Here is a 16,728-nt window from a genome sequence, read left to right as displayed (position 1 = left end):
TGTTCACGCCCTGTGCGGCCAGGTGACGAGGGGGCGGGCAGCACGGGGCGAGCGAGGGACGATCAGGCGGAACCAAACATAACCGAACGCACGTGGCGGGATCTCGCCCCGAACGGCGGGGAACGTCACGGACTTTGGGGGCGACCGAGGAACCACTACCGCCCCTCTTCCAACAGACTCCAACAAGCTCTACCGTAAACACTCGCCAGCGACCGGTCGCGACCCCACCACACCTCTCTCTCGTGAAGACGGAGGACGCGAAGCATGCGCGTTCATATCCGCACCACCCACCGGCGAGGTCACCGAAGAATCGTCGGAGCGCTGTCCGCCGCGCTGCTGTGTACGGCAGGGGTGACCGCCCTGCCCGCCGCGGCCCGTACGCCCGACACCCCGGGCCCCGGCACCGCCCGCAGCAGCGGCACCACCACCGCACCCCGGCTTCCCGGCGGGCTCGCCAAGACGCCCCCGATGGGCTTCAACAACTGGAACTCCACGGAGTGCCGGGCGGAGTTCAACGAGGAGATGGTCAAGGGCATCGCCGATCTCTTCGTCAGCAAGGGCCTCAAGGCCGCCGGGTACCAGTACGTCAATCTCGACGACTGCTGGGCGCTGCCCACCCGCGACGGCGAGGGCAAGCTCGTGCCCGACCCCCGGCGATTCCCGCACGGCATCAAGGCAGTGGCCGACTATGTGCACGCCAAGGGCCTGAAGTTCGGCATCTATACGAGCGCCGGCATCAAGACCTGCAACCCGGCCGGATTTCCCGGCGGCCTGGGGCACGAGACGTCGGATGCCCAGCAGTTCGCCGACTGGGGCGTGGACTACCTCAAGTACGACAACTGCAATAACCTCGGCGTGGACGCCAAGCAGCGGTACCGCACCATGCGGGACGCGCTCAAGGCCACCGGACGGCCCATCGTCTACAGCATCTGCGAATGGGGCGAGAACAAGCCCTGGGAGTGGGCGTCGGACGTAGGGCATCTGTGGCGCACCACCGGCGACATCAGCGACTCGTGGGCGAGCATGCTCGGGATCGCGAAGCAGAATCTGCCGCTCGCGGCGCACGCCGGACCCGGGCACTGGAACGACCCGGACATGCTGGAGGTCGGCAACGGCGGGATGACGGACACCGAGTACCGCAGCCACTTCTCGCTGTGGTCGATGATGGCCGCCCCGCTGCTGATCGGCTCCGATCTGCGTAAGGCCACCCCGGAGACCTTCACCATCCTGGCCAACAAGGACCTCATCGCCGTCGACCAGGACGCACTGGGCAAACCGGCCACGGTGCTGGCGTCCGACTCCGGCCGCTGGACGCTGGTCAGGCAACTGGCGGGCGGTGACCGCGCGGTGGCGCTGTTCAACGAGACCGACCAGCCGCAGCGGATCTCCACCACCGCCGGGGAGGCGGGCCTTCCGCAGGCCGCCGGCTACCGGCTGCGCGACCTGTGGCAGCACCGGGACACCCACACCACGGGCACCGTCTCCGCGACCGTGCCGGCGCACGGCACCGTCGTCTACCGGATCTCCGCCGACCCGCACTGGGCCGACTACCCGCCGGCCGTCGAGACCGGTCTCGACCACACCCCGCTGGTCGAGACCGGCACCGCCGCCGACCTCCGCTCGACCGTCCGCAACCTGGGCGGCACCCCCGCCAGGAACCTCATGGTGACGCTCAAGGCCCCGCACGGCTGGCAGCTCAAGGCCGCCTCGCCGGCGACGGCCCGCGCACTGCCCGGCGGGAAGACGCTCACCACCCGCTGGAAGATCACCGCACCGGCCGGCACCCCGCCCGGCGCCTACGATCTGCCGCTCACCGCCGGATACCGCTCACCGCGCGGCGAACGGACCACCACGACCCTGCCCGGCACGGCTCATGTCGTGGTGCCACCGCCGTCCGGGACCTCGTACGCCGCCGAACTGCCCTGGCTCACCGCCGCCAACGGCTGGGGCCCGGTCGAGAAGAACACCAGCGTCGGAGAGCGGGAGGCGGGGGACGGCAGACCGCTCAGCGTCGGCGGCACCGGCTTCGCACGGGGCCTGGGCACCCATGCCGCAAGCGCGGTGAGCTTCTACACGGGCGGACGATGCTCCACGTTCCGTGCCCAGGTCGGTGTCGACGACGAGTCCGGTGACCGGGGCTCGGTGGGCTTCGAGGTGTGGGCCGACGGCAAGCGGGTCGCCAGGACCGCCACGGTGACCGGCGCGGACGCGGCTACAGCGGTCAACGCCGAAATCGCCGGAGCGCAGACCGTCCGGCTCGTCGTGACCGACGGCGGGGACGGGATCGACTACGACCACGCCGACTGGGCGGACGCCAAGTTCACCTGTTGAGAGCTGAGTTGATGGGGGGCGGGTCGGACGGCCCGCCCCGCTTCTTCGCTTCTTCGCCTCTTCGTGCCATGTGTCATGGGTGGGCCGTCGCTTCGGGGGGCGTCGTATGGGGGACGCCGCCGCTTCGGTGGGAACTGTCGCTTCGGTACGCCGCCACCTCGGGGGGCGTCGCCTCGGTACGCGGCCGCTTCGGTAGGCCGCCGCTTCGGCACGCCATCGTCCCGGTACGCCGTCGGGCCGGCCGGGGTATGCGTCACCGTGCACCGCGCGGCCGGACACCACCGCGACGGGGTGCACCCAGCACCCGGTCGTGTGATCAGGGCGCCGGAACAAAGGCTTCGAGACGGGACTGTTGGGCGGCGGCCGCGGCGGCTCCCACCACCCCGGCGTCCGTACCCATCTGGGCGGGGACGACCGTCAGCCCCGCGACGAACGACAGCGTCGCATAGTCCCGCAGGGCCGCCCGCAAGGGGGCGAAGAGGACCTCCCCGGCGCCCGCAACTCCCCCGCCGATGACCGCGATATCGATCTCGACGAGCGTGGCGGTGGCGGCTATCCCGGCGGCCAGCGCCTGGGCGGCCCGCTCGAAGGAACGGCGGGCGACCGGGTCCCCGGCACGCGCGGCGGCGGCGACGGCTGCCGCGCTGGCGTCGCCGTCGGGGCCCGGCTGCCAGCCGTTGGCCAGCGCCCGGCGGGCGATGTTGGGCCCGCTGGCGATCCGCTCCACACAGCCCCGGGCACCGCACGGACAGGGGTCACCGTCAAGCTCGACACTGATGTGGCCGATGTGCCCGGCGTTCCCCGTGGGGCCCGGATGCAGCCGGCCGTTGAGCACGAGTCCGCCGCCGACTCCGGTGGAGACCACCATGCACAGCGCATTCGCGTGGCCGCGCGCGGCGCCCTGCCAGTGCTCGGCCGCGGTCATCGCGACACCGTCACCGACCAGCACGACCGGACGCTCCCCGACGAGCGCCCGCACTCCGGCGACGAGCGGGAAGTCGCGCCAGCCGGGGATGTTGACCGGACTGACGGTGCCGGCGGCGGCGTTCACCGGGCCCGCGCTGCCGATGCCGACGGCCGCCACCCGCGCCCACTCCGGCCCCGCGGCCAGCTCGCCGACCACCTCGGCCACCGCGCGCATCACGGTCGCCCCGTCCTTGTCAGCGGGGGTGGGCCGGGCCGCCCGTACGATCAGCCTGCCGTGGGCGTCCACCAGAGCGCCGGCGATCTTGGTGCCGCCAATGTCCAGCGCTGCGCTGAGGTCCGTCTGCATCGGTGATGAATCTCCTGGTGGGCCCGGGAACCGGGGGTATCGGCCCGGCGTGTGAACGCCAGTCTTCCGTTGATTGACAACGTTGTCTAGAGGCTATGCTCGACGCCACACCTCGACGCCGAGAGAAACAGGACCGCACACCGTGACCGACACCGCGCGGGGCACGTCCCGCCGCTATGGCACCCGGCCCACGATGAAGGATGTCGCGGCACGCGCCGGCGTCGGACTCAAGACGGTCTCCCGCGTGGTCAACGGCGAACCGGGGGTCACCCCGGACACCGAGCGACGCGTCCAGGAAGCCATCACCGCCCTGGGATTCCGCCGCAACGACTCCGCCCGGATTCTGCGCAAGGGGCGTACGGCCAGCATCGGTCTGGTGCTGGAGGATCTCGCCGACCCCTTCTACGGCCCGCTCAATCGCGCCGTCGAGGAAGTCGCACGCAGCCACGGGGCGTTGCTGATCAACGGCTCCAGCGCCGAGGACCCGTCCCGCGAACAGGAGTTGGTGCTGGCGCTGTGCGCGCGGCGGGTGGACGGACTGGTCATCATCCCGGCCGCCGACGACCACCGCTATCTGGAGCCGGAGATCACGGCCGGGATAGCGACGGTGTTCGTGGACCGTCCGGCCGGCCGGATCGACGCGGATGCCGTGCTCTCCGACAACTTCGGCGGCGCCCAGGACGCGGTGGCCCATCTCATCGCGCACGGCCATCGCAGGATCGGCTTCATCGGCGACCAGCCGCGGATCCACACCGCACGGGAGCGGCTGCGCGGCTATCGCGCGGCGATGGCCGCGGCCGGACTGCCCGTCGACGATTCCTGGGTGTCGCTCGGCTCCACCGCACCCGACCGCGTACGCGCCGCCGCCACCGCCATGCTGGATGCCCCCGAGCCGGTCACCGCGCTCTTTGCGGGCAACAACCGGGTCACCGTCACCGCCGTACGCGTCCTCGGTGAACGCCCGCGCCCGGTCGCGCTGGTGGGCTTTGACGACTTCGAGCTGGCCGATCTCGTCCGGCCCGCCATCACGGTCGTCGCCCAGGACCCGGCGCACATGGGCCGGACGGCCGCCGGGCTGCTCTTCCGCCGCCTCGACGGCATCGAGGACCCGCCGCGCCGCACGGAGATCCCCACCCGTCTGATCGCCCGCGGCTCGGGCGAGATCCCCCCGGCCGGGGACTGGGACTGAGCGAGAACGTCCCGACCTGATGGCCCGTCCACCAACCGCCCGGGCCACTCGGACCACTCGGACCACCCGCGCCGGCACCGCTCGCACCGCCCGCCCACACACCGTCAACTGCCCTTTGGCAGCGCCCCACATCAGCCTCATCGGCTCCCCCCCGCCGTGGTCCTTCATCAACCCACAGCCATGCTCGCACGAGCCACTGACAACGCGATGCCGCTGTGCACGGCGCGGGTGGCGGGAGGTGTCGGCAACTAGACGGGAGGCGGGCGGGACGCAGGCGGGGCGAGGCGAGCGGAGCGTGGCTGGAAGGGACGGGGCGCGGCCGGGCGAAACGACCCAGGGAGGCGCGCGGTCAGGCGCGCCGAGCAGGCTCAGCCCAGCCGGGCCGAATAGGCGGCGCGCGGCCCGGCGCTGGGGCCGCGCGGCTCTCCCCCGCCCCCTCCCCCTCCTCCCCCTTCGGGGGAGGGGGCGGGGGTGGGTTCGGGGGTGGGGGGTGAGGGGTGCCAATCGGAGGTGAGGTGCCGATCGGCGGTGAGGGAGGCCGATCGGGTAAGGGCTGCCCAACCCCACGCGCCCCGCCCCCAGCCCCCTCAGCCCCTCTTCTGGCCCCCAGCCAGCCCCGTCAGCCCCTCTCCACCAGCCCCCTCAGCCCTTCTCCCCCAACCGCCCCGCCAACCCCTCCAGATCGCCGCGCGTAAGCCCGGTGAGCCGGGCGACCTCTTCCGGGTCCACGGCGCCGCAGTCCAGGCCGCGCAGCAGATAGCCGCTGAGCGCCTTGGCGGTGGCGGGCTCGTCCATGACGTCGCCGCCGGCCTTGGCGACATACGCCGCCAGCCGGGCCGCGGCCTGCTCCAGGCCCTCGCGGTAGAAGGCGTAGACCGCCGCGTAGCGGGTGGGCAGATGACCCGGATGCATGTCCCAGCCCTGGTAGTAGGCGCGGGCCAGCGAGCGGCGGACCAGGCCGTGGTGCAGCCGCCAGGCCTCGTGGACCCGTTCGGTCGGGCCGACCGGCAGGACGTTCGTCGAGCCGTCGGAGAGGCGGACGCCGGTGCCCGCGGCGGCCACCTGCATCACGGCCTTGGCATGGTCGGCCACCGGGTGGTCGAGGGACTGATGGGCCGCGCTGACCCCGCAGGAGGCGCTGTAGTCGAAGGTGCCGTAGTGCAGCGACGTGGCACGGCCCTCGGCGGCCTCGATCATGCGGGCGACGGTGGCGCAGCCGTCGGCCCCCAGGATCGACTGGGTGGTCTCGATCTGGATTTCGAAACCGATCCGGCCGCTCTCCAGGCCGTGCGCCTTCTCGAAGGCCTCCAGCAGCCGGACCATGGCGGTGACCTGCTCGGCGTAGGTGACCTTGGGGAGCGTCAGCAGCAGGCCGTCGGGCAGGCCGCCGGCCCGCATGAGGCCGGTGAGGAAGATGTCGAGGGTGCGGATACCGCGGTCGCGGACGGCGGCCTCCATGCACTTCATCCGGATGCCCATGTACGGGGCCGCGGTGCCGCCCCCAGCCTCCGGCCGGGAGGTGCCCTCGCGGTACGCGGCGGCGACCAAGGCGGCGGCGCGGGCCGCGGCCTCGTCCTCCTCGGCGTCCGGGCGGGGGCCGTAGCCGTCCTCGAAGTCGATGCGCAGATCCTCGACCGGCTCGCGGAGCAGCTTGGCGCGGACGCGGTCGTGGACCTCGGCGGCGAGCGCGTCGGGGAGGCCCAGGACGGCGGCGAGCGCAGCGGAGTCCGGGGCGTGCTCGTCGAGGGCGGCGAGCGCCTGGTCACCCCAGGCGCGCACGGTGCCGGCGGTGAAGACGTCGCCGGGGACATAGACCGTGTGGACCGGCTGGCGGGTGCCGGGGTCGCCCGGGTAGCGCCGCGCCAGATCCGCGTCCACCTGGGCGAGAGCGGCGCCGATGCCCTCGCGTACGGTGTCCGCGAGACTCGTCGCCACGGTCTCCTGCTGCCCCATTCGCTGCCCCTCCCGATGCGCGGCCCGACCAACGAGCATATTCCGCCTAACGGAATCAACAATCCGTATAGCGAAGTTATCCGGGTCGTTCGGCAAGGTCAACACCCCCGCCCGGAGCGGCGCAGGTCACGGGCGTGCGGCCGCCGACCGGAAACCCCGTGGCGCCACGGCGCCGGTCTCGCCAGACTCCCCGCATGACTTGGATCGCACCCACTATCGAGCGCAAAGAACTCCCCACCGTGGCCGGTGAACGGGAGATGCTTCAGGGCTGGCTCGACTTCCATCGCGACACCCTGCTCACCAAATGCACCGGACTCACCGCCGACCAGCTCACCCAGGCCAGCAGCGCGCCGTCCAGCCTCACCCTGCTGGGCCTGGTGCGCCACATGACGGATGTCGAACGGACCTGGTTCCGCAAGCGCTTCCTCGGCGAGCGGATCGGCGATCACTACTTCACCGAGGACGATCCCGACGCCGACTTCAACGATCTCGACCCGGCCGCCGCCGAGGCTCATTTCGCGGCCTTCCGCACCGAGATCGAGGCCTGCGACGAGGCCGTGTCGGACAGCGAACTGGACGAGACCTTCCTCAGCTCCCGGGGCCGCCCGCTGAGCCTGCGCTGGATCTACGTCCACATGATCGAAGAGTACGCACGGCACAACGGCCATGCGGATCTCCTCCGCGAGCAGATCGACGGCGTGACCGGCAGTTAGGGCGTGTCGCAGCGGCCCCTTCCCGCCGCAGACGCACGAGGCCCCGTACGCGCCATGCGTACGGGGCCTCGTGCGCGCGCCGAAACGGGCTCCGGCGCGCCCGGCGGGCTCAGCCCTTGCGGGTCTTGACCTCGTCGGTGAGGGCCGGGACGACCTCGAAGAGGTCGCCGACCACGCCGTAGTCGACCAGGTCGAAGATCGGCGCCTCGGCGTCCTTGTTGATCGCGACGATGGTCTTCGAGGTCTGCATACCGGCGCGGTGCTGGATCGCGCCGGAGATGCCGGCCGCGATGTACAGCTGCGGCGAGACCGACTTACCGGTCTGGCCGACCTGGTTGGTGTGCGGGTACCAGCCGGCGTCCACCGCGGCGCGCGAGGCGCCGACGGCCGCACCGAGCGAGTCGGCGAGCGCCTCGATGACCGGGAAGTTCTCCGCGCCGTTGACGCCACGGCCACCGGAGACCACGATCGCGGCCTCGGTCAGCTCCGGGCGGCCGGTCGACTCACGCGGCGTGCGCGAGACGATCTTGGTGCCCTTGGAGGAGTCGGCGATGGTCACCGCGAGCTGCTCGACCGTACCGGCGGCCGGCGCGGCCTCCGGGGCGGCGGAGTTGGGCTTGACCGTGATGACCGGAGTGCCCTTGGAGACACGGGACTTGGTGGAGTACGAGGCCGCGAAGACGGACTGCGTGGCCACCGGGCCCTCGTCGCCGGCCTCCAGGTCGACGGCGTCGGTGATGATGCCGGAGCCGATACGGACCGCGAGGCGGGCACCGATCTCCTTGCCCTCCGCGGAGGACGGCAGCAGCACGGCGGCCGGGGAGACCGCGTCGTAAGCGGCCTGCAGCGCATCGACCTTGGGGGCGACGAGGTACTCGGCGAACTCGGGGGCGTCGGCGGCCAGCACCTTGACGGCGCCGTGCTCGGCGAGGACCTTCGCGGCCTCCTCGGCGTTGGCACCGAGGTGGACGGCTACCGGCTCGCCGATACGGCGGGCGAGGGTGAGCAGTTCGAGGGTGGGCTTGCGGACGGCACCGTCCACGTGGTCGACGTAGACAAGGACTTCAGCCATGGGATGCTCTCCTGCGGGAAGAATGAGGGCGGTGGTAAGGGCTGCGGCTCAGATGAACTTCTGGCCCGCGAGGAACTCGGCGAGCTGCTTGCCGCCCTCGCCCTCGTCCTTGACGATCGTGCCCGCCGTACGGGCCGGACGCTCGGTGGCGTCGTCGACCTTGGTCCAGGCACCCTCGAGGCCGACCTCGTCCGCCTCGATCTCCAGGTCCTCCAGGTCCAGGGACTCCACCGGCTTCTTCTTGGCGGCCATGATGCCCTTGAAGGACGGGTAACGCGCCTCGCCCGACTGGTCGGTGACGGACACGACGGCCGGCAGCGCGGCCTCCAGCTGCTCGCTGGCGGTGTCACCGTCCCGGCGGCCGGTGACCTTGCCGTCGGCGACGGAAACCTCGGAGAGCTGGGTGACCTGAGGGACGTTCAGCCGCTCGGCGAGCAGCGCGGGCAGCACACCCATCGTGCCGTCGGTGGAGGCCATACCGCAGACGACGAGGTCGTAACCGGTCTTCTCGATGGCCTTCGCGAGCACGAGCGAGGTGCCGAGCGCGTCGGTGCCGTGCAGGTCGTCGTCCTCGACGTGGACGGCCTTGTCGGCGCCCATCGACAGCGCCTTGCGCAGCGCGTCGTTGGCGTCCTCGGGACCCACGGTGAGGACCGTGATCTCCGCGTCGTCGGCGGCTTCCTTGATCTGCAGGGCCTGCTCGACGGCGTACTCGTCGAGCTCCGAGAGCAGACCGTCCACATCGTCACGGTCGACGGTCAGATCCTCGGCGAAGTGCCGGTCGCCGGTGGCGTCGGGCACGTACTTCACACAGACAACGATCCTCAAGCTCACGCCGACTCTCCTACCTGCTTCGTCTCTTCAGAACTGCCTGGTGCTGGCAGCATAGGCGCCTCTGGGGGCGGCTCCCGGGCGGAAGCGGTTCCCCACGCCGACCGTCATATTACTCGCCAGTACATCCAGTCTTGTGCCCCGAATCAAGGCCGGCGAAATGTGACCTTGCCAACGGACCCGACCGGGCGACGAAGAGGCGGAGCGGGAACCCGTCAGTCCCGCAGCGCGTTGAAGCGGCCCTGGTGGTAGAGCAGCGGACGGCCGGGCCCCGCGGGGTCGCCGACCACGGGCTGGGCGAGCACCAGGTGATGATCACCGGCCGGCACCCGCGCCACGACCTTGCACACCAGCCAGGCCAGGACGCCGTCCAGGAGGGGCACTCCTTCGGGACCCGTGCGCCAGGAGGTGGCGGGACCGAAACGGTCGGCACCGCTGCGCGCGAACGTGGCGGCCAGCTCCTGCTGGTGCTCGCCGAGTATGTGCACGCCGATGTGCTCGGCCTCCGAGACGGTCGGCCAACTGGAGGAGCCGGTGCCGATACCGAACGAGAGCAGCGGCGGGTCGGCAGCCACGGAGGTGAGGGAGGTGGCGGTGAAGCCGACGGGGCGGGAGCCGTGCGCGGTGATCACCGCGACACCGGCGGCATGCTGCCGGAAGACCGAGCGCAGCAGCTCGGGAGAGGCGGTACGGGGCGTTCCGAGGCCGGGCGAGGCCGTCATGGAGTTGTCCTTCAGCTGTGGTGTACGGGCCCGGGCAGAGCCGCCGGCGCCGGGCCGCGGTCGGCGGCTGTGAGGTCGTCGCTGCTCACGCGCCCGGACAGCGGGCGCCGGCAGTCCGCAGCAGGTCGACGTGGGCGCGTCCGGAGAGAAGGAATCCTGGCCACATCACGTCAGAGTGACGATTCGTGACCCACAGCGTCAAGGGGCGCCCGCCATCTGGGAGATCAATCACGGACGGCCGCACCCAGCGCCGCGATGACATCGGCCTTGCGGGGCTGCCCGGCGGCCCGGCGCACGATCGCGCCCGCCGCGTCGAGCACCAGCACCGTCGGGGTGCGCTGTACCTCCAGCTCCCGTACGAGCGCGAGATGGTCCTCCGCGTCGATCTCGACATGGGCCACCCCCTCGACCATGCCGGCGACCTCGGCGAGGGTGCGCCGGGTGGCCCGGCAGGGCTGGCAGAAGGCGCTGGAGAACTGCAGCAGGGTGGCCCGCTCCCCCAGCGCCGCGCCGATCTCCGCAGCGCTCAGCCGCGCCGCCCCGCCCCGGTCGTCCCGCTCCTGCACCGTCGCCCTCTCCTTGCTGTAGTGGTGTCCGCGGCCCGAGGCGCTCGCCGCCATGGGCGCCGCGACCCGCACCACCCGTCCGGTCGTCCAGGGGTGCAGCGTCCACGGGACCGTAAAGATTCCCGGGCGTCCGTGCCCACGTGGCGCCGCTCCCCTACCGCGTCGGGGCACTCCCCGCGGTGCGGGCGGCGCCGTTGGCCACTGCGGACAGGCGGCCCGGCCGCCCTTACACGTGACAAGAATCTCCCGGCCGTGGCGGCTGCCACGCTGGCCGCCACGGCCGACATCGGGCACGATCTCCCGAAAGCCGCAGTTACGGCTGCGTAGGTTTCCGCCGGGAGAACCCTCCCCAGGCGTGGAAAAAGGGGTCCTCCGGACAATGGCAGAGCTCGTCTATCCGCCGGTGATCGGCGCCGCCCGCACTCTCTTCAAGGCGCTCGATCTGAAATTCGACATCGCCGGGACGGACCATGTTCCGCGCCGCGGCGGGGCGGTTCTGGTGAGCAATCACATCGGCTATCTGGACTTCGTCTTCGCCGGTCTGACGGCGCGGCCGGCAAAGCGGCTGGTGCGTTTCATGGCGAAGGAGTCGGTCTTCCGGCACAAGGTGTCGGGGCCGCTGATGCGCGCGATGAAGCACATCCCCGTGGACCGGGCGCAGGGGATGGACGCCTACAAGCACGCCCTGTCGGCGCTGCGTTCGGGGGAGATCATCGGCGTCTTCCCCGAGGCGACGATCTCCGAGTCCTTCACCCTGAAGACCTTCAAGTCGGGTGCCGCGCGGCTGGCCCAGGAGGCCGGGGTGCCGCTGCTGCCGGTGGCACTGTGGGGCACCCAGCGGCTGTGGACCAAGGGCCACAAGCGCGATCTGGGCCGCAACCACCTGCCGATAACGATCCGGGTGGGCGAGCCGATGGAGGCCGACCCGGCCGAGTCGGCCGAGAAGATCACCGACCGGCTGCGGGCCCGGGTGCAGGACCTCCTGGAGGCGGCCCAGCGCGCCTATCCCGTACGCCCCAAGGGTCCCGACGACACCTGGTGGATCCCGGCCCATCTCGGCGGCACCGCACCCGCCGCGCCCGGGGGCATCGCCTAGCCGGCACCGAATCGGACCGGCCGGCCGTGGGTCACTGCGACCAGATCTCGCCGATCTCGATACGGGCGTCCGGGCAGGCCTTGTGCAGCGCCTCGGCCAGCTCGGCGCCGGCGGCCGTCAGCGTATCGAGCGGCATGGGGGCCATCCGCTCCAGCAGGAACAGCGCGCTGACCGAGTCCTCGGTGAGGCGGGTGCGCACGCCCTGACGCCAGTTCCAGCGGCGGCAGGTGACGCCCTCCTCGTCGCACCAGACCACCTCGCCCGCCTCGGGGTGCTCGATGACCTCGGCGCCGCCGACGGCGGTCGCGAACGGCTCGTCGCCGGTGGCCCGGACCAGCCGCATTCCGCCCTGGATGCGGTCCAGGTCCTCACCGCCCACAGGGATGAGATGGGCGACGCTGATGGCGTTGTAGAGGTCGACGAGCCGGTTGATGCGCGGCAGGCCGCCGTCCGCGAGCGCCCGCCTGGCCAGCGCCTCGGCGGAGTTGCGGGTGCGCGACGGCTTGCTCCCGAAGGCGGTGTACGCGGCCCGCCAGGCGGCGAGGTGCGGGTCGTCCTGCGGGGCGCGCCCGTCGAGGCGCTCGGCCAGACGTCGGGTGGCCTCGTCCAGGAGCGCCGAGCCGGCCTCGTCGCTGGGCCCGTTGGTCAGCCCGTGGGCTTCGACGGCGAGGTAGCCGAAGCCGGGCGCCAGGGCGCGCACCTCGTCGGAGACGTGCAGCGCGCAGGTCATGCCGGAAACGGACACGTGCGAAGAGTCGGGCATGGGGGCGTTCCTCAGAGTTCGGTGGGGAGCGTCTGCCAGAGGTGAGGCCGGTCGACGGCCTCGCGGAGGCATTGGAGCACGGCCGGGTGTGGTTCAGCAAATAGCACCGAGTAGTCCAGTTCGTTGCACTCAGGCCGCACGGGGAAGGCCAGCTGCTCGCAATCAAGGCGGAACTGCGCGTCGATGCCGGGCTTGTTGCCCCGTGGATCCTGCCGGGCCCAGTGGTGCGCACCGGGCAGCCGGAGGGCCACCAGACCGTGGATGACATCGAACTTCTGGTAGCACAGCGCGGCGGGGATGCCCCTGGCCCGCAGGAGGGCCACGAGGGCGTGCGCCTTGGCGCAGCAGATGCCGGTGCGCTGCGCGAGGACGTCCGAGGCACGCCAGGTGACGCGCGGATCGCCGGTGTCCGCGCTGTGCGGGATCGCGTCGCGGACGAAGGTGAAGGCGGCCTTGGCGTATGTGTATGCATCCGGAGCGTCGGCGGCGAGCGTCGCGGCGGTGGAGCGGACGAGCGGGTGCCCGTGATCGATGGCTTCACAGGCGGCCAAGTAGGCGGATATATCGGGGGTGTTCTGGATCAGCTCCATGCGCGGGGAGCGTAGCGATGCGCCCGGCCCAGAGTCAATGACTTTTCGGCCGAGCGCATAGCTATACGGAACCGGAGGGCCGGGTCAGCGGCTGATCTCCTCGCGGAGTGCGGCCAGGAAGCCGTCGACGTCCGCCTCGGTGGTGTCGAACGCACACATCCAGCGCACCTGGCCGGTCTGCTCGTCCCAGAAGTAGAAGCGGTAGCGCTTCTGCAGCCGCTCGCTGACATCGTGCGGCAGTCGCGCGAAGACCGCGTTGGCCTGCACGGGGTAGCAGATCTCCACCCCGTCGATCTCCCGCACCCCGGCCGCCAGCCGCTGCGCCATGGTGTTGGCGTGCCGGGCGTTGCGCAGCCACAGGTCCTTGGCGAGCAGCGCCTCCAACTGGACCGAGACGAAGCGCATCTTGGAGGCCAGCTGCATGGACAGCTTGCGCAGATGCTTCATCGCGCGCACCCGGTCGGGGTTGAGCACGACCACGGCCTCGCCGAAGACCGCGCCGTTCTTGGTGCCGCCGTAGGAGAGGATGTCGACCCCCACGGCGTTGGTGAAGGCCCGCATCGGGACGTCGAGCGTCGCCGCCGCATTGGCGATCCGCGCGCCGTCGAGATGCACCACCATGCCGCGCTCATGGGCGTGTTCGCAGATCGCCCGGATCTCGTCGGGCGTGTAGACCGTGCCCAGCTCCGTGCTCTGGGTGATCGAGACGACCTGCGGCATGGCGCGGTGCTCGTCGTCCCAGCCGTACGCCTCGCGGTCGATCAGCTCGGGGGTGAGCTTGCCGTCCTCGGTCGGTACGGTGAGCAGCTTCAGCCCGCCGACCCGCTCGGGCGCACCGCACTCGTCGACATGGATGTGCGCGGTGTCGGCCGCTATCACCGCACCCCAGCGGTCGGTCACGGCCTGCAGCGCGACGACGTTGGCGCCGGTGCCGTTGAACACCGGGAACGCCTCGGCGCGCTGCCCGAAATGGCTGCGGACGATCCGCTGGAGGTGCTCGGTGTAGTCGTCCTCGCCGTAGGCGACCTGGTGGCCGCCGTTGGCGAGAGTGAGCGCGGCGAGTACCTCCGGATGCGCGCCTGCGTAGTTGTCGCTGGCGAAGCCGCGTATCTCGGGGTCGTGGTGCAGCCGGGCGTCGGTCTTCGCTCCGGTCACGGCTCGGGGGTCAGCCACAGACGCTGTCCATTCACTTCCTGGGCGGGCCGGCTCCAGACCCCGGCGATGGCCTCGGCCAGCTCCGTGACATCCGTGAAGCCCGCGAACTTGGCGTTCGGTCGCTCGGCGCGCATCTGGTCGTTGACGAGCGCCTTCACGATCAGGATGGCAGCCGCGGCGCGCGGCCCCTGCTCACCCCCCGCCTTGCGGAAGCCGTCCGCCATGGCGAGCGTCCAGGCCTCGGCGGCGGCCTTGGCGGCGGCATAGGCGGCGTTGCCCCCGGTGGGCTTGCTGGCGCCGGCCGCGCTGGTGAGGAGGAAGCGGCCGTTGCCGCTGCGTTCGAGGGCCTCGTAGAACGCGAGGGAGGTGTGCTGGACGGTGCGGACCAGCAGCTTGTGGAGCACTTCCCAGTCCGTGAGGTCGGTCTCCGCGAAGGTCGACGAGCCGCGCCAGCCGCCGACCAGATGCACCAGGCCGTCGACCCGGCCGAACTCCTTCTCCGTACGGGCCGCCCACTCCCGGGCCTGGTCCACGTCGAGGAGATCCACCGTCTCCCCTATCACCGTGGCGCCCCCGTGGGCGTACCGGGCCGCATCCACGGCCTCCGCCAGCCGCTCGGGGTTGGAGTCCGAGCCGACCACCACCGCGCCCGCCTCGGCCAGTCGCAGCAGGGTCGCCCGGCCGGCCGGTCCGGCCGCGCCCGCGACTGCGATGACCGCACCCTCCAGCGGCCCCTGGCCACCCGTCGACGTCACCATCTCCGTCGCCTCCTCGTTCTGCTCCTGGACGGCCTTCGGCCGGGTGTTCCGGTCGGTCTTCATGCCGCCGCCAATTCATCGCTGTGGGCCGTGATGCCCTTGGTGGATGCGATCACAGCACGCAGCTTCTTGGCGAGCGCCTCGTAGAACATACTCAGCGGGAACTCGTCGGGGAGCACGTCGTCCACGAGTTTGCGCGGCGGCTGGTCCAGGTCGAGGGCGTCGGGCCCCTTGGCCCAGACCGACCCCGGGTGCGGTGCGAGGTAGGTCGAGACGAGGTCGTACGCGGCGAACCAGTGGACCAGCTTGGGCCGGTCGATGCCGTCGCGGTAGAGCTTTTCGATCTCGCCGCACAGCTCGTTGGTGACCTTGGGCGCCCGCTCCCAGTCGATGTGCAGTGTGTTGTCCGTCCAGCGTACGACGTCGTGCTTGTGGAGGTACGCGAAGAGCAGCTGTCCGCCCAGGCCGTCGTAGTTACGGACCCGGTCGCCGGTGACCGGGAAGCGGAACATCCGGTCGAAGATCACCGCGAACTGTACGTCGCGGGCCTGCGCATACCCCTCGGCCTCCAGCTTCACGGCCTCCTTGAAGGCGGTGAGGTCACAGCGCAGCTCCTCCAGGCCGTACATCCAGAACGGCTGGCGCTGCTTGATCATGAAGGGGTCGAACGGCAGGTCACCGTGGCTGTGGGTGCGGTCGTGCACCATGTCCCACAGGACGAACGCCTCCTGGCAGCGCTCCTGGTCGGCGAGCATCTCGCCGATGTCCTTGGGGAGTTCCAGGCCCAGGGTGTCGACGGCGGCCTGGCTGACCCGGCGGAAGCGGGCGGCCTCGCGGTCGCAGAAGATGCCGCCCCAGCTGAAGCGCTCGGGGGCCTCGCGCACGGCGATGGTCTCCGGGAAGAGCACCGCGGAGTTGGTGTCGTAGCCGGCCGTGAAGTCCTCGAATCTGATGCCGCAGAAGAGCGCGTTGTCGTAGCGGGTCCGCTCCAGCTCGGCGAGCCAGTCCGGCCAGACCATGCGCAGGACGACGGCCTCGAAGTTGCGGTCCGGGTTGCCGTTCTGGGTGTACATGGGGAACAGCACGAGGTGCTGGAGGCCGTCGGCACGCTGCTGGGCGGGCTGGAAGGCGAGCAGCGAGTCCAGGAAGTCCGGCACGCCGAAGCCGCCGTCGGCCCAGCGGCGCAGGTCGGCAGCGAGCGCCTGGTGGTAGGCGGCATTGTGCGGCAGCAGCGGGGCGAGCTCCCCGAGGGCCGCTATCACGCGGTCGACCTCCGTACGGACGGCGTCGGCGCTCGGTGCGCCCTCCGCCTCCAGGTCGACCGAACCGTCCTTGGACTGCCAGGGGCGGATGGTCTCGACGGCGTTCTTGAGCACGGGCCACGCCGGGTGTCCGACCACACTCCCTGCGGTCGTGGTGCCCCCCTGGACACCCACAGGCGAAAGAATTTCCGTCATGACTGCCCTCCGGCGGTAGATCGTGTTGTCAGGACACGGTAACCAGCCAAGGATCGTCCACTCAAGTGGGCTAGCTGAAAATTATCTCGTTGACACCCCGTACACACGCCTATTTTTCCTGTGTGTGACGGCTTGGACGCCACTTCCTCTCAGGCGTGGGCGCACCCTCCGCGCTTCCTCCAGGAGCCCACAACCCCGTGGGAGAGCCGCGAGCGGGCCGTGGACGGGGTCCGGAGGAGCCCTGGGTGCACGCGCCGGA

At 71.2% G+C, this 16,728-nt stretch carries 15 protein-coding genes; 4 read left to right on the top strand and 11 right to left on the bottom strand.

What is annotated here, in order from left to right:
* Nucleotides 1-264: 264 nt before the first annotated feature.
* Nucleotides 265-2,331, top strand: a complete 2,067-nt coding sequence (locus CPH93_RS30095) for an NPCBM/NEW2 domain-containing protein (RefSeq protein ID WP_173909909.1) — start codon at nt 265-267, stop codon at nt 2,329-2,331.
* A gap of 316 nt (nt 2,332-2,647) precedes the next feature.
* Here CPH93_RS30095 and CPH93_RS30090 read toward each other — a convergent pair whose 3' ends face one another.
* Nucleotides 2,648-3,604, bottom strand: a complete 957-nt coding sequence (locus CPH93_RS30090; RefSeq protein WP_096214637.1) for an ROK family protein — start codon at nt 3,602-3,604, stop codon at nt 2,648-2,650.
* A gap of 142 nt (nt 3,605-3,746) precedes the next feature.
* On the opposite strand from CPH93_RS30090, the gene CPH93_RS30085 reads away from it, so the two are divergent.
* Nucleotides 3,747-4,793 carry a LacI family DNA-binding transcriptional regulator gene (locus CPH93_RS30085; protein WP_096214636.1) on the top strand — a complete coding sequence of 349 codons (1,047 nt, stop codon included), beginning with the start codon at nt 3,747-3,749 and terminating at the stop codon, nt 4,791-4,793.
* A 642-nt stretch (nt 4,794-5,435) separates the two neighbouring features.
* Here CPH93_RS30085 and CPH93_RS30080 read toward each other — a convergent pair.
* Complete coding sequence (locus CPH93_RS30080) at nt 5,436-6,746, bottom strand: DUF6986 family protein (protein WP_096214635.1); 1,311 nt, start codon at nt 6,744-6,746, stop codon at nt 5,436-5,438.
* A 194-nt stretch (nt 6,747-6,940) separates the two neighbouring features.
* On the opposite strand from CPH93_RS30080, the gene CPH93_RS30075 reads away from it, so the two are divergent.
* On the top strand, nt 6,941-7,459 hold the full coding sequence (locus CPH93_RS30075; RefSeq protein WP_173909908.1) for a DinB family protein: 519 nt from the start codon (nt 6,941-6,943) through the stop codon (nt 7,457-7,459).
* A gap of 109 nt (nt 7,460-7,568) precedes the next feature.
* On the opposite strand, the gene CPH93_RS30070 is transcribed toward CPH93_RS30075, so the two are convergent.
* From CPH93_RS30070 to CPH93_RS30055, 4 genes are all read right to left on the bottom strand, one after another.
* Entirely contained in the window at nt 7,569-8,531 is a 963-nt protein-coding gene (locus CPH93_RS30070) for an electron transfer flavoprotein subunit alpha/FixB family protein (protein WP_093482121.1), read from the bottom strand.
* A 48-nt stretch (nt 8,532-8,579) separates the two neighbouring features.
* A complete protein-coding gene (locus CPH93_RS30065) occupies nt 8,580-9,365 on the bottom strand; it encodes an electron transfer flavoprotein subunit beta/FixA family protein (protein ID WP_006607345.1) in 786 nt (261 codons plus the stop codon).
* A gap of 212 nt (nt 9,366-9,577) precedes the next feature.
* On the bottom strand, nt 9,578-10,084 hold the full coding sequence (locus tag CPH93_RS30060; protein WP_096214633.1) for a flavin reductase family protein: 507 nt from the start codon (nt 10,082-10,084) through the stop codon (nt 9,578-9,580).
* A gap of 224 nt (nt 10,085-10,308) precedes the next feature.
* Nucleotides 10,309-10,704 (bottom strand): TlpA family protein disulfide reductase, encoded by a 396-nt coding sequence (locus CPH93_RS30055; RefSeq protein ID WP_371129403.1) that lies wholly within the window; start codon nt 10,702-10,704, stop codon nt 10,309-10,311.
* A gap of 325 nt (nt 10,705-11,029) precedes the next feature.
* On the opposite strand from CPH93_RS30055, the gene CPH93_RS30050 reads away from it, so the two are divergent.
* Nucleotides 11,030-11,746, top strand: a complete 717-nt coding sequence (locus CPH93_RS30050; protein WP_096214632.1) for a lysophospholipid acyltransferase family protein — start codon at nt 11,030-11,032, stop codon at nt 11,744-11,746.
* A 31-nt stretch (nt 11,747-11,777) separates the two neighbouring features.
* Here the strand turns inward: CPH93_RS30050 and CPH93_RS30045 are convergent, their stop codons facing one another.
* The 5 genes from CPH93_RS30045 to CPH93_RS30025 form a co-directional block, all read right to left on the bottom strand.
* Nucleotides 11,778-12,476: a B3/B4 domain-containing protein gene (locus tag CPH93_RS30045; protein ID WP_096215649.1), complete on the bottom strand. Its 699-nt coding sequence runs from the start codon at nt 12,474-12,476 to the stop codon at nt 11,778-11,780.
* A 44-nt stretch (nt 12,477-12,520) separates the two neighbouring features.
* Nucleotides 12,521-13,099 carry a transglutaminase-like domain-containing protein gene (locus CPH93_RS30040; protein ID WP_096214631.1) on the bottom strand — a complete coding sequence of 193 codons (579 nt, stop codon included), beginning with the start codon at nt 13,097-13,099 and terminating at the stop codon, nt 12,521-12,523.
* An 84-nt stretch (nt 13,100-13,183) separates the two neighbouring features.
* Nucleotides 13,184-14,272: a threonine aldolase family protein gene (locus tag CPH93_RS30035; protein ID WP_173909907.1), complete on the bottom strand. Its 1,089-nt coding sequence runs from the start codon at nt 14,270-14,272 to the stop codon at nt 13,184-13,186.
* A complete protein-coding gene (locus CPH93_RS30030; protein WP_096214630.1) occupies nt 14,251-15,075 on the bottom strand; it encodes an SDR family NAD(P)-dependent oxidoreductase in 825 nt (274 codons plus the stop codon). The genes CPH93_RS30035 and CPH93_RS30030 overlap by 22 nt, the downstream gene beginning before the upstream one ends.
* Entirely contained in the window at nt 15,072-16,469 is a 1,398-nt protein-coding gene (locus CPH93_RS30025; RefSeq protein ID WP_096214629.1) for a DUF6421 family protein, read from the bottom strand. Before CPH93_RS30025 ends, CPH93_RS30030 begins: the two co-directional genes overlap by 4 nt.
* Nucleotides 16,470-16,728: the final 259 nt, after the last annotated feature.

The sequence above is a fragment of the Streptomyces sp. 2323.1 genome (assembly GCF_900221035.1).
Lineage (GTDB): Bacteria > Actinomycetota > Actinomycetes > Streptomycetales > Streptomycetaceae > Streptomyces > Streptomyces sioyaensis.
Note: the sequence above shows the minus strand (reverse complement) of the source record. Positions and strands in the feature narration are given on the sequence as shown.

Coding starts and splice junctions, on each gene's coding strand:
- CPH93_RS30090 (WP_096214637.1), bottom strand. CDS start 3,604: ATGCAGACGGACCTCAGCGCAGCGCTGGACATTGGCGGCACCAAGATC.
- CPH93_RS30080 (WP_096214635.1), bottom strand. CDS start 6,746: ATGGGGCAGCAGGAGACCGTGGCGACGAGTCTCGCGGACACCGTACGC.
- CPH93_RS30030 (WP_096214630.1), bottom strand. CDS start 15,075: ATGAAGACCGACCGGAACACCCGGCCGAAGGCCGTCCAGGAGCAGAAC.
- CPH93_RS30025 (WP_096214629.1), bottom strand. CDS start 16,469: ATGACGGAAATTCTTTCGCCTGTGGGTGTCCAGGGGGGCACCACGACC.
- CPH93_RS30045 (WP_096215649.1), bottom strand. CDS start 12,476: ATGACCTGCGCGCTGCACGTCTCCGACGAGGTGCGCGCCCTGGCGCCC.
- CPH93_RS30050 (WP_096214632.1), top strand. CDS start 11,030: ATGGCAGAGCTCGTCTATCCGCCGGTGATCGGCGCCGCCCGCACTCTC.
- CPH93_RS30070 (WP_093482121.1), bottom strand. CDS start 8,531: ATGGCTGAAGTCCTTGTCTACGTCGACCACGTGGACGGTGCCGTCCGC.
- CPH93_RS30075 (WP_173909908.1), top strand. CDS start 6,941: ATGACTTGGATCGCACCCACTATCGAGCGCAAAGAACTCCCCACCGTG.
- CPH93_RS30060 (WP_096214633.1), bottom strand. CDS start 10,084: ATGACGGCCTCGCCCGGCCTCGGAACGCCCCGTACCGCCTCTCCCGAG.
- CPH93_RS30040 (WP_096214631.1), bottom strand. CDS start 13,099: ATGGAGCTGATCCAGAACACCCCCGATATATCCGCCTACTTGGCCGCC.
- CPH93_RS30095 (WP_173909909.1), top strand. CDS start 265: ATGCGCGTTCATATCCGCACCACCCACCGGCGAGGTCACCGAAGAATC.
- CPH93_RS30055 (WP_371129403.1), bottom strand. CDS start 10,704: ATGGCGGCGAGCGCCTCGGGCCGCGGACACCACTACAGCAAGGAGAGG.